This window comes from Psychrobium sp. nBUS_13, from assembly GCF_051201665.1.
In the GTDB taxonomy this organism is placed as follows: Bacteria; Pseudomonadota; Gammaproteobacteria; order Enterobacterales; family Psychrobiaceae; genus Psychrobium.
On the sequence record NZ_CP179210.1, the window covers coordinates 1,057,036 to 1,077,520 of the forward strand.

Below are 20,485 nucleotides of genomic sequence, written 5' to 3' on the forward strand. Positions count from 1 at the left end.
AGTTACCTCGATTAATTACGGTGCTTAACCGCAGAATTTATTTTTACTTGGTCGATCATTCATCGACTTTAACGAATGTATACTATCGCTGATCAGCGCTAGGTTGTGTCTGGTTGTCTGGGCAATAACGGTTTTAGCCCATTGTGGCAATTGCGGATTAATGCGATAAAACACCCACTGACCGTGCTTGCGTCCAGTAATAATGTCGGCTTTTTTTAGCACTGCCAGATTACGAGATAACTTGGGTTGACTGTCTTCATCCAGTGCTGCCATTAATTCACACACACAAAGCTCGCCGTGATAATGAGTCAGCATTAAGGCTTTTAAGCGGATATCGTCGGTGAGGCATTTATAGAAAACTGTTGGTTCTATATCTATTGCTGATTCGTGATCATCAGTTGTGTTGAGTTGTGGAAACTCCGCCGCTAAAAATAGTGAAATCAGATCATCAATTTCTTGTAAGGTTTTAGCAAATGCATGCTCTTGACGACGACTCTTAGGATCGGATAAATGCCACGCAAGTTGTTGAGATGTATTCTGATATTCACGACATTGTGCTTGGGCATCGTCACATAGCGTAATTACGGTATCAAAACGTTGTCCGTCTAACTCACTAAATGATTTGGCATAGAGAGCACTGGTATCAATGGACAAATCATCGAGTACTTTTAAAGCTCGCGGATCAACGGTTTCTGGGTTGGTCCCTGCGCTACTCACGTCAAAGTATTCACCAGCGCGATGCGTCAACAAGGCTTGAGCTAGTTGCGAACGCGCTGAATTACCAGTGCATAAAAATAAAACGCTTTGTCGACTGCTTGTTGCCATAAAAATCACCACAGTATTAATATGTGATTTATTGTATATCTGATTTTTCGTATGTACAAGGGCGGGTTAAATAGAGAGTGATATTCTTCACTAAATCTGTGTTGTTTCAATTTGGGGTGAATTAACCCAAGACTAATGCGTGAAAAAATAAGATAATCCCCACCATATAAAATCCCTTTGCTAAATAGCACTAACCACACTGGATAATTTCATGGAAATCAACGTAAATTTTCTCGATAACCTGCGACTAGAAGCTAAATTTGATGACTTCACCGTTATTGCTGATCAGCCGATCCGTTATAAAGGAGACGGCAGCGCGCCGGGACCATTTGATTATTTCTTAGCGTCTTCAGCCATGTGTGCGGCGTATTTCGTCAAAGTTTACTGTAACTCTCGTGATATTCCGACAGATGGTATTTCGGTATCGCAAAATAATATCGTTGATCCTGAAAATAGATATCAACAAACCTTTAAAATTCAGGTGCAATTGCCAGATAGCATAAGCGAACGTGATCGCACTGGTATTTTGCGCGCTATTGACCGTTGTACGGTGAAGCGCGTGGTGCAAAACCAGCCTGAATTTATCGTTGAAGCGGTGACTAATCTTAAAGATGAATCAGACGCGATGTTGATGGAATTACCTGATGATGGCACACAAACGTTTATCGAAGGTAAAGATTTACCGCTAGAAGAAACCATTAAGCAAATGACTAAAATCTTAGCGGATTTAGGCATGAAAATAGAAATTGCTTCATGGCGCAATATTGTCCCTAATGTATGGTCACTTCATATTCGTGATGCGGCATCTCACATGTGTTTTACTAATGGTAAAGGGGCGACTAAAGAGAGCGCATTATGTTCTGCACTTGGTGAATTCATTGAACGTTTAAACTGTAACTTCTTTTATAATGATCAATTCTTTGGCCGTGATATCGCTAATCGTGATTTTGTTCATTACCCGAATGAAAAGTGGTTTAAAGGTGGCGATGACGATTCATTGCCATGTGGCATGTTAGATGACTATAGCCGTGACATTTACGATCCTGAGGGAGAACTTCGCGCTTCACATCTAACAGATACAAACTCTGGCAACGTTGAACGTGGTATTTGTGCATTGCCGTATCAACGTCATAGCGATGGCGAAACAGTTTATTTCCCGTCAAATTTGGTTGAAAACTTATTTTTAAGCAACGGCATGAGCGCAGGTAATAACCTAGCTGAAGCCAAAGTACAGTGCTTGTCTGAAATATTTGAGCGTGCAGTTAAAAAGCAAATCATCAGTGAAGAAATTGTCCTGCCAGAAGTACCAAAAGACGTTATCGCACAATACCCTAGCATCAAAGCGGGCATCGACGCTCTAGAAGCACAAGGTTTCCCTATTGTTGTTAAAGATGCGTCACTAGGCGGTGTGTTCCCAGTGATGTGTGTGACGTTAATGAATCCTAAAACCGGTGGTGTTTTTGCGTCATTCGGCGGACATCCAAGTTTTGAAGTGGCACTAGAGCGCAGTTTAACCGAGTTACTACAAGGACGTAGTTTCGAAGGATTAAATGACGTACCTAAGCCAACCTTTGAAAGTGCCGCAGTCAGTGAGCCAGAGAACTTCGTTGACCACTTTATTGATTCTACTGGGGTTATTTCATGGCGCTTCTTTAGCGATAAAGCCGAATATGATTTCTGCCACTGGGATTTCTCAGGTACTACTGAGCAAGAGTGTGACAATATGTTCGCTATCTTGGCTGATCTTGGCAAAGAAGCTTATGTTGCTGAATATACTGATATTGGTGTTGCTTGTCGCATCTTAGTGCCAGACTACTCAGAAGTGTACATGGTAGACGATCTTATTTGGGATAACACCAATAAGGCGATTAACTATCGTGAAGACATCTTAAATATTCATGCGTTAGACGATGAAGGAATTAGTGACTTACTCGATCGTTTAGAGGCAAGCGAGTTAGACAACTACACCGATATTAAGACATTGATTGGTATTGAATTCGACGAGAATACTAACTGGGGACAATTAACGATTCTAGAGCTAAAAATCTTAATTAATTTAGCGCTTGGTGACTTTGAAGAAGCGATAGAACAAGTGGGTTCATTCCTTCAGTACAATGATAACAGTGTTGAGCGTGGCTTGTTTTATCAAGCAATGAATACCGTTCTTGAGATAGCGTTAAATGATGATTTAGAAATCGAAGACTTTATTCACAATCTTAATCGTATGTTCGGTGTTGAAGTGATGGAAGCTGTTATTGGTAGCATTAATGGCGATGTCCGTTTTTATGGCTTAGAGCCAACGAATATGGATTTAGACGGTTTAGACAGACATCAACGTTTGCTTAATAGCTATAACAAGCTGCACAAAGCACGTGCGGAAAGAGTCGCTAACTAGTACTAAAAAGAAGAGCCTCAGTTTAACTGGGGCTCTTTGTTTAGATTAGTCTAATTGAAAATCTAGTCTAACTTCTTGATTCATGCGCCTCGCAAGATTATCTTTTGATTTAGCTGGTAAATATTTCCAACGTTCTAGCGCTTTTTTCGCTTCTTTATCAAACACATTTTTGGGAGATGATGCCACTATATTGATGTTATCTACATCGCCATCTTCCAAAATATCAAATGTCATCACAACATAGCCTTCGATGCCATTTCTCGCTGCGTTAATTGGATAGCGAGGCGCTATATGCACAACTGGCCCTTTAATATCTGAAGAGGGTTGTATCACTTCAGATTTACTATCATGAAATGACTGTGAAGTTAATTTCTTTAGGGCGGCGATTCCTGCATTATGACTTCTAGGCTCCAATAATCGCGATTCAACAGATTTTTTAAAATAAGAAATAGCGGCTTTTCTGCCTGATTCACTAGATAAACTTGAGTGAAGTGACCCTAAAAGGTGATTGATATACGCTTTGTCAAACTCAGTTTTTGGCATTAAAGTTTTTGCCATTGCAATCGCTTTATTTACGTTACCAATTTGGTACTGATCGTAAATTGAAGAGACCTGTACACCAACTGATTTACTCAGTATATAGTTGTTTTGGTGTTTTTTGGGGGACGTCTGACAGGCAGTCAATGCTAACGCGATTAATGGAATTATAATTTTTTTCAAAAGTAATGTCCTTTTCTTAATACTCGTGTTGTGTGAGTATTATTTTTTTGTTGGTTGCGTATAGAAATCTAAACGAATAGTTTGATCTTTGGCTGCTATAGGGTAATAAATCCATTGCTTAAATGCTTTTATTGATTCACTTGTATACAGGCCATTGGGCACCGATTCTTCAACACGTATATTTGCAACTCGCCCATTTTCTGTGATATCGAATTTCATAATTACGTACCCTGCGGTGAATCGAGAACCCTCGGGATCGTTAGGAGGAATGGTAAAAAGAGCACCAGAGAACTTCTTTGGTGTGACTTTTGTTTGTTCTGCGATTAACTCTTCGATGGCCTCCAACGGCAATTTTCGACTATGCTGCGCAAGCTTTTTGGCATAGTAGTTTGTTTTTTCTTTATTTTTACGCTTCATATAAATCAATGTTAGTGCCTTAACACTATCAAGGTAGGAATTTGATGGGAGAAAGTAAGGCGGAAGATCTACAGATTTTTCTAACAAAGGTAATGCCATGTCATAGTCAGACAATTTGAAATAGCTAATTCCTTTAAAAGCATCTATCGCAGCTCGATCGGAGAAATTTTGTGGCGAGATATCAGATGCTAACTTAATCGCCGTTTTATAGTCACCATTAATGTAAGGACGATAAATTGTTGGAACCTTATCAATAAAAGTACTAGATACATTAGGAATGTATTCAGGACTTGAAGATATTGCTGTAGATTGACAGGCAGTTAATGTTAACGCGATTAATGGAATTATTATTTTTTTCACAGATAGGTATCCTTAGGTATCTTTATTCTTTTGTTGTTTCTTGCCCTGCGCTCTCAAATCTTTCATAAAGTTCGACTCATCGGGAACGCGAATTTTTGAAAAAACCTCGCTGATGGGTTGGGTAATAAATTGCTCAGGGAAAGTGGCACGAAATTTAACAAATTTATCTTTTAATTTAAATAGATAAATAGAAGTGAACCCTTTCTCTCCAAGTTTTTGTTGGTATTCCCCCTGAAAATAAAGTCCTGATATTTTCTGCTGCTCATGAGTTACCGTTAACGCCTTTGGCGCTGTAAAACTCACATCAGTCCATTCTAATTGTTTGGCTACGCTATTAAATTCGTTTTCAATATTTTTAGATTCTTGTGCCAACAAGTCTGATTCGCCATCAAAATTAACTTTGCGAATTGGATAGACGTACAAGTCAATTTTATCACTGTGATAATCTTTATTCGCGTAAGTAGAGACGCTGCCAAGTAGTGGATCGTTGTAGATGTATTGCCCCATAAAATCAAAGCCAGCTATTTTTTGAGGAACCGTTAAATCTTCTTCATAGTTGCTCGATTTTAATACCTGCGTTAAGTAGCGATTAGATAAGGTATTATCTTGTTGGAGATCTTTAATTATATGAGAAACCAAGCTTTTAGAAAATTGTGTATTGGCCTCTTTAGGATCCGTAAACAATGATTGTTGGCTGACATATGGTAAATCATAATCGTACTGTTTTATTTTTAAGTTACGCCAATAAATAGAAACTTGCGCTTGCACATTCATTTCATTGGTCATGGGAATTAATAATAAGCTCAGTCCAGATAACGCTGCCTGAGATATCTCTCCAGCGCTTTCATTATCTAAACTAGCGGTTGCTATCGCGATAGAATATTCAATGCTGTCATTGGCTTCATGTACTTGTGAAAAAAGTTTTGAATCAGTAAATTGCGTCGTGTAATGAGATGTATCAACTTGATTTATTCGGCAGTAGTTTAAGGCTGATTCATCAGCAAATGCCTGACAGTTTTTTTGTAAATCTTTTGATAACTGATTGGCAAACACAGCAATAGGTGGAAGTTGAAAATCAACTTTCTTATTATAAACCGCAATCTGAGGTGAATGAGTGGTGGCACAACCCGCCACGATGGCGATTAGAGAAACGATTGATAGATTTTGGATTAGTTTATTAAGCATTGCTAGTTAGCCCTTTAAACGATAATGCTGGCGCAGCATATCATAAAATCGGCTACAAACACCCTAAGAAATTTGAGCTAATATGATGAGTAAATTAAGTCGCAATTGCTAACTATATTCTAAATCAGGCAACCGTTTGGCAACGAAATCTTAGCGCTATCCTCGTTTCTTCTATTTGTTTTCTTTCTTCATTTAACTTGGCTAGTAGTCCATGAAAACCTGATAAGGATGGTGATAACTCACCTTCAATAATGTGTGCATTTACATTAATTGCATTAAATATTTGCCCACTTGTACTTGTTAAAATTAACTAAAATGGCGTTGCTCTCAATCCTAATAGCCAGCTATTAGTCAACCGAGCGCCTGTTTTAGCTGATTTTCTCTACGCACAACAAGATCACTTACTTAATGCAATTGGTATAATTAATCGCCCAGCGTGTTCTTTAGCGATGACCATTTGAATATTATTAGATCCAATATCAATAGCTACTATGTGCTTAATTTCTTGCATACATATCTCATTAACTTTCTCAGCAACAGTGAAAGCTTAAAAGGAAAATATGACAACTTTATGGCATTTTTATCAGGGGTATAATATTGCGCAACTTCAATCAAGAAATTGCTAAATTATCTCGCTATTCTAATTTGAGCAGTAAAATTACATCGTTAGGAAACCAGATGCATGTAGAAAACAAACAGCGATACCAAGCACGGTTTAAACAAGTTGTGGATTATATTCACCAACACTTAGATTGTCCGATGAATTTAGATGTTCTCGCTAACATTGCACATTTCTCTAAGTATCATTTTCAACGACAATTTACTGCTGTTATGGGCGTGTCCCCGATTCAATATATACAACAACTTCGTTTAGAGCGTAGCGCTTATGAGCTCGCGTTTAGACAAGGTGATATTTGCAATATTGCGTTTAGAGGACACTTTCAAAGCCAAGAAGCTTTTAGCCGGGCATTTAAAAAGTATATGGGGCAAAGTCCTCTTCGCTTTAGAAAATCGACCCCGTGGCGAAAGTGGCATGCTAAACAACAGACTCAAAGCGCGTATAATTTAAGGACTTTATCAGTGAATAATTCATTTAATATCCAGCAAGTTAGCATTATAGATTTTCCAGCGACCCCAATTGCCTGTCTAACTCATCAAGGTCAGCCAGCACTAGTCATGAAAACAGTGTCAACATTCATTGCATGGCGTAAGGCGCAAGGAAATTTATCACCAAAAGTGAGTGATACGTTTAATGTTTTGTATCATGACCCACAAACAGTGCCGGCAAATGAATATCGCTTTGATATTGCCTGTTCCGTATTAGCGCCAATTGCGGAAAATGAGAGCGGGGTTGTGAATGCAACGTTAGCGCAATGTCGTTGTGCAACATTAAGATTTATTGGCAGTAATGAAGATATGGCACAAGCCATCTCATTTTTGTATGGTCAATGGCTACCACAGAGCGGTGAAGAGTGCTCTGAGCATCCATTATTTGTGAAGCGTTTAGCAATGTACCCAGAAGTTGCAATGCACCAGCAAGAATTTGAGTTGTATCTACCTATTAGTTAACGGTCTTAACAGATTTATATTGTATACGTTTAAGTTATTTTCTCTATATGCCAAAAACCTTGGTGTTATTAGCTTTTAGCCGTTTTTATTACTTGCTGCATTAGATATATTCAAGGTATAAATAATCATCAATTTTTTAGTCCAGCAGAGAAATAAGTGACCAGTAAATATCAACGGATTGTCGTTAAATTAGGTACCAGTGTTTTAACATCGGGTGGAGATGCACTTGATCGTGCACAAATGGTAGAGCTAGTGCGCCAAATGGCGAACTTGCAAGCTAAAGGCTGTGAGATTGTACTTTGTACATCAGGTGCCATTGCGGCAGGTCGTGAGCGTTTAGGATACCCCACAGTTGACGACTCTATGGCGAGCAAACAAATGTTAGCCGCCGTTGGGCAAAGTCAGTTAATTCAAACATGGGAAAACCTATTTAATATTTATGGCCTCCACGTTGGACAAATGCTGTTAACGCGCGCCGATCTTGATGATCGTGAACGTTACCTCAACGCCCGTGACATGTTGGAAACATTGCTAAAAAACAAGATTATTCCTGTCATAAATGAGAATGATGCGGTCGCCACTAACGAAATTAAGGTCGGGGATAATGATAATCTGTCTGCCTTAATGGTTGGTCTTGCAGATGCCGATTTATTGCTACTACTCACCGATCAAGCTGGCCTTTATGATGCTAATCCCCGCACCAACCCAGACGCTAAGCTGATCTCAGAGGTTGATGAGATTGATGACGCATTACGTGAAATTGCTGGCGATAGTGGCACATCATTAGGTACTGGCGGTATGGCAACTAAATTACAAGCAGCTCAATTAGCACGTCGCAGTGGTGCCACTGTGATTATTGCCGCTGGGCAACAACCTGATGTAATTAATGATATCTGTAAAGGTAAGATGGTTGGTACTCGATTTAAGCCATCTAATAATCCACTGGAAAGTCGTAAACGTTGGCTGCTTGCTGGCCCTGGGCCTGTTGGCAGTATTTCGTTGGACAAAGGCGCCACTAATGCGGTTATTGAAAAAGGCAGCAGTTTGTTAGCTAAAGGCATCGTCGCCATTAAAGGACGTTTTGATCGCGGTGATATGGTGATTTTGCATAACGAATTAGGCAGCGAAATAGCGCGTGGGTTAACGCGCTATAGCAGCCAAGATTTAATGCGAATCAAAGGGCAACATTCAGATAATATTGAAGAAATCCTTGGTTATGCTTACGGCAAAGTGGTGGTACATCGTAATAATTTAGTGATCAAGTCATCACGTTAAACAGTTTAGATAGGAGCAGTAAATGAGCACGTTAATCGCAATGGGGCAAAAAGCGCAGCAAGCAAGTTATCAATTAGCAACCGCGTCGACTCAGCAAAAAAATGAGTTATTAACATTGTTAGCCCGAGGATTAAAAGAAAAGCAGCCCACTATTCTTGCCGCCAATAGCATTGATATTGTAGCGGCGCAGCAGGCTGGCTTAGATGAGTCGTTAATCGATCGCTTGTTATTAAATGAAGAACGTTTAAATGCGATGGCAGATGATGTACTACGTTTATGTCAATTAGATGATCCTGTTGGTGAAGAAACGGAATCTAAAGTGTTGGATAATGGACTGCGCTTATCAAAACGCCGTGTGCCAATTGGTGTGATGGGGGTTATTTATGAAGCGCGTCCTAATGTGACTATCGATATTGCTGCACTGGCGCTAAAAACAGGTAATGCTGCCATATTGCGTGGTGGTAAAGAAACCATTAATAGTAATTTGGCGTTGTTAACCATTATCGAGCAAGCATTGGTGGCGGCTAAATTACCAAGTGCCTCTATTCAGTATATTGAAAATACTGATCGCGCACTCATTGGTGAATTGTTAAAACTTGATAAGTACGTCGACATGATTATCCCACGTGGCGGAAAAGGCTTACACCGTTTGTGTGTAGAGCAAAGTACTATCCCGGTGATTACGGGTGGAATTGGTATTTGTCACTTATTTACAGAGCGGAGCTGTGACATCGACAAATCAATTGAGATTGTTCACAACGCCAAAGTACAGCGTCCAAGCGTTTGTAATGCGTTGGATGTATTGCTGGTGGACGAAGCTATTGCAAGTGACGTGTTAACAAAGCTAGCTGCTCGTCTAAAAGACGATAACGTATTGCTCAAAGCTGATGACAAGGCGCTAGGCTTATTACAATCACTTGATTGTAATGTTGACGCGCTTGGTGATGATGATTTCGATACTGAATGGTTATCGCTGACATTAACAGTGAAAGTTGTTGCTGACATTGATGAGGCGATTACTCATATTCGAGAGCATTCAAGTCAACATTCGGATGGTATTTTAACGAATAACCTGCAATGCGCCGAGAAGTTCGTGAATCAAGTAAACTCAGCGGCTGTGTACGTTAATAGCAGTACACGTTTTACCGACGGTAGCCAGTTTGGTTTAGGCGCTGAAGTAGCTGTTAGTACACAAAAACTCCACGCCCGTGGCCCGATGGGATTGAAAGAGTTAACTACTTATAAGTGGATAGGTGTTGGGGATTATTTGATTCGGGAGTAGGCCAACAAAAAGTCGGCAATTCAAATTGCCGACTTTTTCTTTTAAGAAGTAATTACAAACAACCTTCCAAAAATTCAATGGCTTTTTCTTCTCGTGGATCTAAATGACCATCTGACATTGAAACACCTTTTGCTAACTCGATAGCGAGTGATTTAGCTGGTGAGTCGATGATGTGTTTACAACGGTGACGAATAAACTCTTCAATACGGTCTGTTTCAATAGCATCACGAGCTGCAACACTCACTGATTTAACGTAATCAACTGGCGACATTTCACCTTTCCATTTTAATGAGCTCACCCATTCAAAGGTGTATTCCATTTCTTTATCTTCAACCACGCCGTCGATTTCAACGAATAATAATACTAAGTCAACTAAGGCTTCACGTTGTAGTTGATCAACACAAACACCCATGTCGAAGTTGTTGAGCAATTTTTCAAAATTCATTCCGTTTTCCTTTATTGTTTTTTAATCAAACAGATTTTAATCTGAACTCAGGTTATTTGCTTTAGCTTAACAAGCTTAGCGTTGAATTCAAGCTTGAAGTTGAGTTAATAACCATGCTTGCCATTCAGCCGTGTTATCTGCATTAGGCCAAACCATGGCATCATGGAGCAAGTTGGCTTGCTGCCAATGTGCTTCTGTCGTGTTACTGGCGTCTTCTGGCCATTGTAATTGCTGTAAATAGGCGGGGCTCATTACAGGTAGTAATTGTTCAGCAAGTAATAGCTGAGCGTTGGGATTGTTAAAAGGTGTTTGTTGATAGTCGATGGCTAAGTCGTAATTGTGTTCTTGATAATTAACTAAACCGCCTTCTGCATAGGTTGTTATGGTTATATGAGGATACTGCTTATAGAAAGACTCTAAGCGCGGCACTAACCACTTATAAGCAAAGGATGGCGTGAGCTTAAGGTGAATTTCTGAACTTTGTTCACCGTCTCGCATTAGTTCCAACAGGGTCGATTCAATGCCAGCGATACCACTGCTCACTGCATCGCGTAATAATATGCCTGAATTAGTGATGCTTATACCACGAGAGTGACGCTTAAAAAGTAAGAACCCGACTGTAGATTCCAGTCCGCGAATTTGTTGACTGACTGCGCCAGTCGTTACATTGAGTACCTTTACCGCCTGTGTGAAACTGGTGCAATGGGCCGTTTTCTCAAAGGTGAAAAGTTGTGATAATAAATTCGCGTTAATCGTCATTGGGTTTGTTTAGTTATATTGCTTGTAGTTTAACTATAGTCTGATAGTAATTTATATGGTTTGTGATCAGCAATAGTTTATTTCACACTGCATTTAAATCAGCAGTGGGCAAAGCAATGAAAGTTTTAGTGTTAGGTAGTGGAATTGTTGGGTTAACCAGCGCATGGTATTTAGCTCAAGCAGGCTTTGAGGTCTGTGTTGTTGATCGTCAATCAAGTAGTGCTCAAGAAACAAGTTTTGCTAATGCGGGACAGATTTCTTATGGTTATAGTTCTCCGTGGGCAGCTCCAGGTATTCCGCTGAAAGCAATCAAATGGATGGCATCTGAACATTCTCCATTGGTTATTAATCCCAACCTATCATCGTCAATGTATCAATGGATGTGGCAACTGTTTGTTAATTGCGATGTGAATCGGTATCAAACTAACAAGGCAAGAATGCTGACCTTAGCTAATTACAGTCGTCAGTGCCTGACTGAACTTCGCACAGCAACAAATATTCAATATCAAGGTCGTCAACAGGGGACATTACAGCTATTTCGACAGCAACAACAAATCGATGCGCTTGATAATGACATGGCGCTGTTACGTGAAAATGGCACTGAATTTTCGTTATTGACGCCACAGCAATGTCTTGAACGAGAACCGGGGTTAATGTCTCGTCGCTGTGATATGGCTGGTGGTTTGTTATTACCTAATGATGAAACGGGAGATTGTGAGCTATTTAGCCAGCAATTGACGGCAATGGCGAAAGCGGCAGGGGTAGAATTTAAATTTAATACCACTATTAACAACCTTGTTTATGACAGTGACGTTATCCATGGCGTAATGACCGGTGATGGTTTACTAACAGCAGATAACTACGTCGTCGCATTAGGCAGTTACTCGGCAGCATTGCTCCAGCCGTTGGGGTTAGAATTACCGGTTTATCCTGTGAAAGGTTATTCAATGACGGTGCCGTTAGATAATGAAAACAAAGCGCCAATTTCAACGGTGATGGACGAATCATTTAAAGTGGCTCTTACGCGATTCGACGATCGCATAAGAGTTGCTGGCACTGCGCAGTTATGTGGTTTTGACTTATCCGTTGCACCCAAACGCACAGCGACACTGACTAAGGTATTTAATGATTTATTTCCACAAGCAGGCGACATAAAACAAGCGAGTTTTTGGAGTGGATTACGCCCAATGACGCCAGATGGCACGCCAATCATTGGTAAAACAGTGATTAAAAACCTTTACACTAATACTGGTCACGGCACCTTGGGTTGGACAATGGCGTGTGGCTCTGCAAAGCTACTGTGTGACCAAATACTGCAACAGCAGACAGAGATTAATGAACAGGATTATCAACTGACTCGTTATCAATGAGAGTAACTTACAATAACTCGTTAGTAATGAGCTTTAATAAAAAAGTTTCACGTTCGATGGATAAGCCCTTTTTATCGCTGTTAGCTAATGTATGTTCGTTGTGGGCAATCGCTTCGTGAATATTAAGCCACACTGGGCGCATGCCGTTGTGTATTTCATAATCTTCCAATTGAGTTTCACCAAGCTCGTTGTGAACTGAGCATGTAAAGCAGTAAGAATCCATGTGAACGGTATCAAAATCATTCTTATACCAAGGACGAAACTCTTCATAGCGTCCGAAAGGTACTATGTCATCGATATCTTTAGCGCCTGTCTCTTCTTTAAGTTCTCGAATGAGCCCTTCAATGATATCTTCGCCTTCATCTACGCCGCCACCGGGTAAGGTGTAATCATGATAACGCTCGGTATAGAGCATTAAAATATTCTCACCATTGAGGACGATAGCGCGAGCAGCGCGGCGATGAAACATTGTTGATGATTGTGGATTAGCATCGGGGTGAATTGCAGTTTTTAACAGGCGCATAAACAGTGATATCAAATATTAAAGGCGGCGCAGTATAGCAAAAAGTTACTAGGGTCTGCTGAACTTTGTAGTTTAAATTTTATTCAGCCCAAAAGGGTTGTGGGCACATGTTCATTGTTCCAAACTGAGCATAAGAACCCACATCCCTGTGGGCGAGACATGAGGATTGATGCTGGGTTTACCCAGTGAATGACGAATAACGCGGCACAAAATACTTTTAGATTGAACAAAGTTTGAACCGCAAAGAACAACAGACCCTATCTTCAGTGAAATAAAGAGATAACGATTATTGCTAAGTCAGATGAATTAAAACTGAATTTACTAATATTATGGTTATGAAACAATAAACCATAATGTTCGTAAGACTTGGCAATAAACGCCTCGATGCTTCGCTGAAAACTAATTAAAATTGATACCCGACCTGCAATCCTAAACTGTATCCCTCGTCACGATGTTTACTATACGAGTCACCTAAATGAACGCCGAAGTTGAAGCCTGCATTATTGATTTCGTTCATATAGTAGGTGTACTGCACACCGTATTCATAAATTCTATTACTCTGATAACGACTGTTAGCAGCGTCTTTTTTCACTAATACGTTATCAGACTCAGAATATAGAAATAGTCCTAAACCGTGTTTATTATTAACAAAGTCAAAGATATCACTTTTGATCCAACCTACACCAAAGGAATCACAATCTCGACTGTTACTAGTAACACTAGAGCATCCAAGAGCAATATATTTAAAATCGGTTTCGCTTACCAAGGCGAGATTAAAGCCTAGGCCCGCATAATTGTACCCAATGCCTATTCCAAAGGAAAAATATGGTGAGTTATCGTTTTCTTGAGTTGGTAAGTTATCACTTTCTGGCGTTGCGTTAGCTGAAAAAGATGAGAGCATTATCGATGCGATGACGAGTGCTTTATACATTTGAATCCTTTCTTTTATCGTATTAATTACAATTAGATAGGTAATGTAGTGGAATAACTATGAATAGAAACTGAACATTAATTAGCTTACTTTTTTATGCTTTTTGGCTTTAACCGCACAGGCACATAAACCACCTGATTTAGCAGGGCATTGTTTGCAGGGAGAATTTTTATAAGGCGTTAACGCAAAGCTCATCGAGCTTGGTTTTGCATTTATTGGACTAACGGTGTCGATAATCTCAGTATCATTTGAAGTTGGCTGGCTTTTAGTGGGTAATAATTGCATGGCGATAGTATTCGCCAACTCATCAATATCGACTTGGTTCATTTCATCTAAGGAAACTTGCTCGATAGCCTGAGATTTTAAACGTTTCTTTACAGCTTTATAGATCGCTTTTTCAAGAGCTTTTACCTGCGATTTACTCTGCTTTTTAAGCGTTTTAAGTGATGTGTGTTCAGTCATAATACTACTAAATACTCTAATATTTAGTAGTATTCTAAATGGAAACTATTATCAGTCAATGATAGGTAGAATGATTAGTACACTTAAGCCGCCTTGATCACGATTATTAAATATTAACTTTCCTTCATGGGCTTCAATAATTTCACGACAAAGTGCCAGTCCTAACCCTGTGCCTGAATGTTTTGTTGAATAAAAGGGCAGTAGCGCATTTTGAATCACCTCGGCAGACATTCCGCTGCCATTATCATTAATGGTTATTTCAAGGCCATGAGCTGTCGTATCAAAATTGATGCTGATCTTGCCACTTGCATCGGCTTCATGAGCGTTTTTGAGTACGTTAATAAATACCTGTTCAAGTTGAGCAAGATCACCATCAATTGAGGTACTTGGCAAGGCACTGAGCAGTTCAAACGGATAAAGTGTTTGTAACTGCTCAACCAACTCTGGCCACATAATTGGTTGCTTGTGGGGGAGCTTAACCTTAGTTAACGTGGCATACCCCTTAATGAAATCATTGAGGTGATTCACACGGCCACTAATGGTATTAAAAACGCGGTTTAAGCGTGGTTCATCAAGGTTTTTAGCCAGTAATTCACCGCTGTGACACATCGAGCTAATTGGCGCGATAGAATTATTGAGCTCATGACTGATGACGCTGATGACTTTTTTCCATGTCGCTACTTCTTGTTTCGATAACTCTTGGGTAATCGTTTTGAGTAAAAAGAGTTTATGGCGCGCTTGGTGGATGGTGACGCTAGAGTTAGTGACGTGCCACGCTTGTTGTGCGCCTTGGCTGTCGGTTAATGTAAAAATCGTTTCACCGTGATGATTTAACGCATGTTGAAACTCCGGTGCAAGTGAATTAACCAAGCTTGTCCACTGTCGTCCGACAATTGAGCCATTGAGTTCAAATGCTTGCTGAGCGCTGTTATTGGTAAATACGATTGTATCGCGATGATCCACCAAAATAGTCACCATAGGGGACGCATTAAGCACTTTGTCTAACATCATCTCGCGTTGATAAAGTCGTTGTCGTTCATCTCGTAATTTGGAACATGTCTGATTGAAGGCGTCAATAATTGGATTGTAGCTCTTCTCTTTTTGATGATTCAAACTCACAGAAAAATCATTGTCTCGCAAACTTTGTAATCCATGGTCAAGGCTCTGTAAGATAATTTGATGACGCTTGAATTGTCGCTTAAGCAATTTAAAGGTGGCGAGGAGTGAGCAGGCAAAAAATACCATCGTTGCGATAGGGTACTGCGGGCCCCAAAAATACGCCGTCGCCATCACGCCTGCGTGAAGTAAGCCTAATGAAATAATTAACCACATATTAGCTGTCCGATTCTTGACTGATTTGATGCTTTTCGATGCGGCGATACAATGCTTGTCGGCTCATGCCTAGCTCATTGGCTGCACGTGCAATAACCCATTGATGTTTATCTAATACCGATTTTAATAGCGTTTTATCATCGTCGATTTTTATTGGCGTGAATGCTTGGTTTGCTAGCATAAAGTGCTCACTGAGCAATAAGTTGTCGCTACAGAGTACAACAGCACGTTTACAGTGATTTTCCAATTCACGTACATTGCCATGCCATGGTTGCTTTGGAAGTAACTGTTTAACGTCTTCACTTAGTTGATAGTCGTCGCCAATAAAATGGTAAGTTAGCGGTAAAATGTCATCTTGTCGTTGATTAAGTGGCGGTAGGTTAAGCTCCACGACATTGAGTCGATAGTATAAATCTTCGCGAAACAAATTGTCTTTGATGGCTTGTAATAAGTCACTATTTGTCGCGCTTATTACACGAACATCAACGCTAATAGTTTCACTTGAACCAACACGTTCGAATTGACCTGTTTGTAGCACCCGCAGTAATTTCATTTGCCCTGCTAGTGGCAAATTGCCAATTTCATCTAGGAATAAAGTGCCGCCATCAGCAGCTTCAAAACGCCCTAGGCGCATTGACGTAGCACCAGTGTATGCGCCTTTTTCGGCGCCAAACAATTCAGCTTCCATTAATTCACTGGCCAGTGCTCCCATATTGACCTTAATAAAAGGCTGCGCACTGCGCGGAGAATTCTGATGAATATAATCGGCAATACGCTCTTTACCACTGCCATTGGCACCAGTAATTAACACGCTAATATCGCTAGCTGCTACTTTTCCTGCCATAGCGATGAGTTGTTTCATTGGTGCACTTTCAATGATCAGTTGGTTAGTTACTGATGATATCTTTTGTGATTTAGCTGGCGTGTTCTGTTGAACATTTTCACTAATGGTTTGCAGTAATTTTGTGTCGTTCCACGGTTTAGGTAAGTAATCGGCGGCGCCTGATTTTACAAGTTCAATAGCTGTTTCTAATTGGCTCCACGCGGTAATAACAATAATAGGTGTATCAGGCGTTATGTCTTTAAATTGATAGAAAAGAGACTTTCCCTCAGCACCAGAAGTAGTGCCTTGACTAAAATTCATGTCTTGAATGATTAGATCTATCTGTTGATTGGTTGCCGCGATAACAGCGTCTTTTACAGTACTCGCGGTTACTACCTGATAATCATGCAGGCTAAGTAGTAAATCTAGAGCGTCTAAAATATCATGGTTGTCATCAACCACTAGGATCCGCTTCATTAACAATTCCCGTTGTTCTTATTTTGTCGCCACGACAACGTGGCGACATTTATTATTGTTATTATTTTATAAAGTGCGAGTTGCAATCACTGGCGAAATCTTTGTTGTTTTATACGCCGGTAACCAAGTGGCTAAGGTGCCGGCCGCAAAGACAATAAATACCGCTAGAGCATACAATATTACGTCTGGCTTATCGATAGTTATTACTTGTGATAAGGCAACATTAAGTCCAATCATTGTTGCAATCCCGAGTAAGCTCGCGCCAAAATTTAGTAACCAGTTTTCACTAAATACATACAACATGATGTCTTTTTTACGAGCGCCAAGCGCGCGACGAATACCGATGAACTTACGCTGTTGTGTTACGTGAAAATGGGCATGAGCAAAGCTGCTTACGACAGTAACAACAATCATTAAAATAGATAGTAATCCGAATAAACTCGCAAGCCCTGATTCTTGACTGTAAAACTTCTTAAGTCTGGTGCTCATGCTTTGTACTCTAATAATATCGCGCTCTGGTTGCACGGATAAAATCGTGTCACGTAGCTGTGCTTGAACTTGCGCTACCTTACCCGGCTCAACACGGACAACATAGTTCTGAATAAAATCAGACTGCGAATACATGAAGCTTGAAAATACGCCGAAGTATTTTGAATTCCCCCGAGTATGATTAGGGCTAATAACGAAGTCCTTTGCAATGCCAACAACACGGCCGCTATTGGTTAGCTCACCAATCGCTGATTTGTTTGGGAACACGGCTTTGGCAAGTGATTCTGTCAAGATAATATTGGTATCGTCGCTACTGCCACGATTATCTGAATAGAATCTATCAGTAAAATCATCAAGTGTTGTTAGGGCTCGGCCTTCAATAATTTCAACGCCAAGGTTTTCTAGTCCAATTTCGCTGCTAAAGAACTTTGGAACGTATTGTAATTCAAGCGCTAAGGTAGCGTTTTCAGGGAAGTCGGCTGGTTGGATATTACCATTCCAACCGCCATTTTGAATAGGCAATTGGTTGTAATGCGCTACGCTGATGACGCCATCGAGCGCGGTGATTTTAGCAATGTCTTGTTTGGCGATTGAGCGAAAATAATCAGTATCGCGAAAAGCGCCTGAAGTTGGCAGTAACTCAACGGTAATGAGCTGTTCAACGTCAAACCCTAATGGTCGTTTTAATTTTTCGATGGCACTGGCGGTTAATATAACGGTGTTAACCATTAAGCCAATAGTGAGGCTTAATTGAAGTAATAATAGTGCCGTCGCAAATTTTCTCAGGCGTAATGCTTTTAGGAGCGCTTTAATATTCATGGGGAGGCCTTATTTTAACGTGGTCGATAACGACGTTTGACATGAACGAATTAGCGGATAAATCATGCTAATGAATGAAGTTGACAGGGCAATAATGACACCAAATATAATAAGTGATGCATCGATATCACTGGTGTACTGAAGCTTTGGAAATAAACTCATTGATATATTTAAGAATACCCAGCCAAAGACGAGCGCCAGCGCCGCACAGCACAAGCCAATAATCATGCTTTCTACTAGTCCTTGGTAAAAAATATCCTTAATACGAGCGCCTATTGCGCGGCGCAGACCTGTCTCAAATCGCGCGCTGTGATAACGTGCAAGAAGCAAACTACTGGCATTAAAAATACACACGGCTAAGAATAGTGACGTGGCTATCGCGAAAGCCAACATGCGCTCGTCAACAACGTTGTGATGTTCTAACCATTGATTGACGTCTAATAAACGGTTGTCGTTAGCGCGTAAGAAATCGCCTTGCTCTTTTCTATGCTGTGAGTAATTATCCAGGTATTGTTGCATTGCTAATTTTTGGTGCGGTGTGTCTAGCTGTACAAATGATTGAATAAAAAAACCATTCTTACCACGATTATCAGAGACACTATTAATGCGCTCTGTCGCAGAGCTTTGCACGTTGATTGCCCATTCGCTGTCCATCGCTGTTTCGATAGGTGCAAATATGTCATCACTGATATTAAATGCTTGCGTGCCAGTAACATGATAGAACATTGGTTTAACAACCCAAGGTTTTAATACCCCAACAACTTCAAAAGATTTTCCATCAATTTCAATGGTTTTTCCTACGCTATCACCGCCATTAAATACTTGCTGATTTAATGAGTCACCAATGACAACTTGTTTAGCATGATCTTCTTTCCATGCTCCGCCAAATGCAAAAGGGGCATCCATCATTGGGAAAAAGTCTGGCGTGGTTGCTCTAACAACCGCAGGGTAACGAGACAAATTATCTGAGTTTATGTCACGTGTATAAACCTTTGATTGATAATGCACTAGTGTATTTGTCGCAATGTCATTTTTTAGAATATGCATCGCATCGTCATAACGCATGGTTTCACGTAAACGGGCGTCTGGATTCTCGTTCGGCCAAATATTTAATGTAACATTGAAAATTCGATCACTTTTTTGAGGGATGGGATCGTTAGCCATTGATTTGATAATCGCGATATTCGCTAAAAAAACACCAACACCAACGGCCAATGTTGAAATCATTAAGATAAAAAACAAGCGATTTCGCTTTAAATTTCTTACGCTTAATTTGAGGTAATAATTAAACATTTCCATGATAATTCCTTAAGCGTTAACTTCGATAGGCGCGTTAGTTTTTTCTGGCGCGTACACACTGTGATCAGTAATTTGTCCATCAATCACCTGTACATTACGACCAACACTGCGTGCTTGCTCTGGGTCGTGAGTTACCATAATAATGGTACTGCCAGCTTCATTTAAAGTGTGTAACAACTCCATTACTTGACGAGCCATCAGTGAATCAAGGTTACCTGTTGGCTCATCGGCAAGCAGGATTTTTGGCTCACCAGCAAGTGCTCTGGCGATAGCGACACGTTGTTGTTGGCCGCCAGATAGTTGGCTTGGTAAATAGTTTGCGCGACTTGCTAATCCGACTTGTTCTAAAGCATTAGCAATACGGCGCTTTCGCTCGGCAGCATTAAAACCGCGATAGCGTAGTGGCATATCAATATTATCAAACAGGTTAAAGTCCGGAATGAGATTATAGTTTTGAAAAATAAAGCCAATTTTCTCGTTACGTAGTCGCGACAATTCATCATCATTGAGCCCTTGGATATTAACGCCGTCTAATTCGTATGAGCCTTGGTCGAATCCATCGAGCAAGCCAGCAACATTTAAGAATGTTGATTTGCCCGAGCCAGACGGCCCTGTTACTGCGACGAATTCGCCTGCTTTTACGTCTAAACTAAAATCACGTAGTGCATGTGTTTGAATGGTATCGCTGCGATAAATTCGGCTGATGTTGTTCATGTTAAGCATAATTT

Annotated in this window: 19 protein-coding genes; 5 read left to right on the forward strand and 14 right to left on the reverse strand. The window is 40.3% G+C overall.

Annotated features, from left to right (window positions below; translation table 11 throughout):
- Positions 1–24 precede the first annotated feature (24 nt).
- The gene (locus ACMAZF_RS04745) at positions 25–825 is read right to left on the reverse strand and encodes a metalloregulator ArsR/SmtB family transcription factor (protein WP_435276316.1); all 801 of its coding nucleotides are present in this window, start codon (positions 823–825) and stop codon (positions 25–27) included.
- Positions 826–1,036: 211 nt separating this feature from the next.
- On the opposite strand from ACMAZF_RS04745, the gene ACMAZF_RS04750 reads away from it, so the two are divergent.
- Positions 1,037–3,220, forward strand: a complete 2,184-nt coding sequence (locus ACMAZF_RS04750) for an OsmC domain/YcaO domain-containing protein (RefSeq protein ID WP_435276317.1) — start codon at positions 1,037–1,039, stop codon at positions 3,218–3,220.
- A gap of 45 nt (positions 3,221–3,265) precedes the next feature.
- Here ACMAZF_RS04750 and ACMAZF_RS04755 read toward each other — a convergent pair whose 3' ends face one another.
- From ACMAZF_RS04755 to ACMAZF_RS04765, 3 genes are read right to left on the reverse strand one after another with little or no spacing between them, the layout of a single operon-like run.
- Positions 3,266–3,940, reverse strand: coding sequence for an energy transducer TonB (locus ACMAZF_RS04755; RefSeq protein ID WP_435276318.1), 675 nt, complete (start codon positions 3,938–3,940; stop codon positions 3,266–3,268).
- Between the two features lie 39 nt (positions 3,941–3,979).
- On the reverse strand, positions 3,980–4,717 hold the full coding sequence (locus tag ACMAZF_RS04760; RefSeq protein WP_435276319.1) for an energy transducer TonB: 738 nt from the start codon (positions 4,715–4,717) through the stop codon (positions 3,980–3,982).
- Positions 4,718–4,729: 12 nt separating this feature from the next.
- Positions 4,730–5,902: a hypothetical protein gene (locus ACMAZF_RS04765; RefSeq protein ID WP_435276320.1), complete on the reverse strand. Its 1,173-nt coding sequence runs from the start codon at positions 5,900–5,902 to the stop codon at positions 4,730–4,732.
- Between the two features lie 678 nt (positions 5,903–6,580).
- Between ACMAZF_RS04765 and ACMAZF_RS04770 the strand changes: the two genes are divergently transcribed.
- From ACMAZF_RS04770 to ACMAZF_RS04780, 3 genes are all read left to right on the forward strand, one after another.
- Positions 6,581–7,471 (forward strand): AraC family transcriptional regulator, encoded by an 891-nt coding sequence (locus ACMAZF_RS04770; RefSeq protein WP_435276321.1) that lies wholly within the window; start codon positions 6,581–6,583, stop codon positions 7,469–7,471.
- Between the two features lie 156 nt (positions 7,472–7,627).
- The gene (proB, locus tag ACMAZF_RS04775) at positions 7,628–8,746 is read left to right on the forward strand and encodes a glutamate 5-kinase (protein WP_435276322.1); all 1,119 of its coding nucleotides are present in this window, start codon (positions 7,628–7,630) and stop codon (positions 8,744–8,746) included.
- 22 nt (positions 8,747–8,768) lie between these two features.
- On the forward strand, positions 8,769–10,028 hold the full coding sequence (locus tag ACMAZF_RS04780; protein WP_435276323.1) for a glutamate-5-semialdehyde dehydrogenase: 1,260 nt from the start codon (positions 8,769–8,771) through the stop codon (positions 10,026–10,028).
- Between the two features lie 52 nt (positions 10,029–10,080).
- On the opposite strand, the gene ACMAZF_RS04785 is transcribed toward ACMAZF_RS04780, so the two are convergent.
- Positions 10,081–10,473, reverse strand: a complete 393-nt coding sequence (locus ACMAZF_RS04785; protein WP_435276324.1) for a hypothetical protein — start codon at positions 10,471–10,473, stop codon at positions 10,081–10,083.
- An 87-nt stretch (positions 10,474–10,560) separates the two neighbouring features.
- Positions 10,561–11,232, reverse strand: coding sequence for a LysR family transcriptional regulator (locus ACMAZF_RS04790; protein WP_435276325.1), 672 nt, complete (start codon positions 11,230–11,232; stop codon positions 10,561–10,563).
- A gap of 116 nt (positions 11,233–11,348) precedes the next feature.
- Between ACMAZF_RS04790 and ACMAZF_RS04795 the strand changes: the two genes are divergently transcribed.
- Positions 11,349–12,602: a D-amino acid dehydrogenase gene (locus ACMAZF_RS04795; protein WP_435276326.1), complete on the forward strand. Its 1,254-nt coding sequence runs from the start codon at positions 11,349–11,351 to the stop codon at positions 12,600–12,602.
- Between the two features lie 7 nt (positions 12,603–12,609).
- On the opposite strand, the gene ACMAZF_RS04800 is transcribed toward ACMAZF_RS04795, so the two are convergent.
- The 8 genes from ACMAZF_RS04800 to ACMAZF_RS04835 form a co-directional block, all read right to left on the reverse strand.
- Positions 12,610–13,125, reverse strand: a complete 516-nt coding sequence (locus ACMAZF_RS04800; RefSeq protein WP_435276327.1) for an NUDIX hydrolase — start codon at positions 13,123–13,125, stop codon at positions 12,610–12,612.
- 403 nt (positions 13,126–13,528) lie between these two features.
- Positions 13,529–14,056, reverse strand: coding sequence for a hypothetical protein (locus ACMAZF_RS04805; protein ID WP_435276328.1), 528 nt, complete (start codon positions 14,054–14,056; stop codon positions 13,529–13,531).
- A gap of 81 nt (positions 14,057–14,137) precedes the next feature.
- Entirely contained in the window at positions 14,138–14,518 is a 381-nt protein-coding gene (locus ACMAZF_RS04810; RefSeq protein ID WP_435276329.1) for a hypothetical protein, read from the reverse strand.
- A gap of 51 nt (positions 14,519–14,569) precedes the next feature.
- Complete coding sequence (locus ACMAZF_RS04815; protein ID WP_435276330.1) at positions 14,570–15,850, reverse strand: sensor histidine kinase; 1,281 nt, start codon at positions 15,848–15,850, stop codon at positions 14,570–14,572.
- 1 nt (position 15,851) lies between these two features.
- Positions 15,852–17,150: a sigma-54-dependent transcriptional regulator gene (locus ACMAZF_RS04820; protein WP_435276331.1), complete on the reverse strand. Its 1,299-nt coding sequence runs from the start codon at positions 17,148–17,150 to the stop codon at positions 15,852–15,854.
- 66 nt (positions 17,151–17,216) lie between these two features.
- Positions 17,217–18,458: an FtsX-like permease family protein gene (locus ACMAZF_RS04825; protein WP_435276332.1), complete on the reverse strand. Its 1,242-nt coding sequence runs from the start codon at positions 18,456–18,458 to the stop codon at positions 17,217–17,219.
- Between the two features lie 9 nt (positions 18,459–18,467).
- A complete protein-coding gene (locus tag ACMAZF_RS04830; RefSeq protein ID WP_435276333.1) occupies positions 18,468–19,757 on the reverse strand; it encodes an ABC transporter permease in 1,290 nt (429 codons plus the stop codon).
- A 9-nt stretch (positions 19,758–19,766) separates the two neighbouring features.
- On the reverse strand, positions 19,767–20,480 hold the full coding sequence (locus ACMAZF_RS04835; protein WP_435276334.1) for an ABC transporter ATP-binding protein: 714 nt from the start codon (positions 20,478–20,480) through the stop codon (positions 19,767–19,769).
- Positions 20,481–20,485: the final 5 nt, after the last annotated feature.

What these genes read in the sequence shown, in the direction of transcription:
- ACMAZF_RS04745 (WP_435276316.1), bottom strand. Translation starts at nt 825, where the DNA reads ATGGCAACAAGCAGTCGACAAAGCGTTTTATTTTTATGCACTGGTAAT.
- ACMAZF_RS04750 (WP_435276317.1), top strand. Translation starts at nt 1,037, where the DNA reads ATGGAAATCAACGTAAATTTTCTCGATAACCTGCGACTAGAAGCTAAA.
- ACMAZF_RS04765 (WP_435276320.1), bottom strand. Translation starts at nt 5,902, where the DNA reads ATGCTTAATAAACTAATCCAAAATCTATCAATCGTTTCTCTAATCGCC.
- ACMAZF_RS04770 (WP_435276321.1), top strand. Translation starts at nt 6,581, where the DNA reads ATGCATGTAGAAAACAAACAGCGATACCAAGCACGGTTTAAACAAGTT.
- ACMAZF_RS04780 (WP_435276323.1), top strand. Translation starts at nt 8,769, where the DNA reads ATGAGCACGTTAATCGCAATGGGGCAAAAAGCGCAGCAAGCAAGTTAT.
- ACMAZF_RS04785 (WP_435276324.1), bottom strand. Translation starts at nt 10,473, where the DNA reads ATGAATTTTGAAAAATTGCTCAACAACTTCGACATGGGTGTTTGTGTT.
- ACMAZF_RS04790 (WP_435276325.1), bottom strand. Translation starts at nt 11,232, where the DNA reads ATGACGATTAACGCGAATTTATTATCACAACTTTTCACCTTTGAGAAA.
- ACMAZF_RS04795 (WP_435276326.1), top strand. Translation starts at nt 11,349, where the DNA reads ATGAAAGTTTTAGTGTTAGGTAGTGGAATTGTTGGGTTAACCAGCGCA.
- ACMAZF_RS04800 (WP_435276327.1), bottom strand. Translation starts at nt 13,125, where the DNA reads ATGCGCCTGTTAAAAACTGCAATTCACCCCGATGCTAATCCACAATCA.
- ACMAZF_RS04805 (WP_435276328.1), bottom strand. Translation starts at nt 14,056, where the DNA reads ATGTATAAAGCACTCGTCATCGCATCGATAATGCTCTCATCTTTTTCA.
- ACMAZF_RS04810 (WP_435276329.1), bottom strand. Translation starts at nt 14,518, where the DNA reads ATGACTGAACACACATCACTTAAAACGCTTAAAAAGCAGAGTAAATCG.
- ACMAZF_RS04815 (WP_435276330.1), bottom strand. Translation starts at nt 15,850, where the DNA reads ATGTGGTTAATTATTTCATTAGGCTTACTTCACGCAGGCGTGATGGCG.
- ACMAZF_RS04820 (WP_435276331.1), bottom strand. Translation starts at nt 17,150, where the DNA reads ATGAAGCGGATCCTAGTGGTTGATGACAACCATGATATTTTAGACGCT.
- ACMAZF_RS04825 (WP_435276332.1), bottom strand. Translation starts at nt 18,458, where the DNA reads ATGAATATTAAAGCGCTCCTAAAAGCATTACGCCTGAGAAAATTTGCG.
- ACMAZF_RS04830 (WP_435276333.1), bottom strand. Translation starts at nt 19,757, where the DNA reads ATGGAAATGTTTAATTATTACCTCAAATTAAGCGTAAGAAATTTAAAG.
- ACMAZF_RS04835 (WP_435276334.1), bottom strand. Translation starts at nt 20,480, where the DNA reads ATGCTTAACATGAACAACATCAGCCGAATTTATCGCAGCGATACCATT.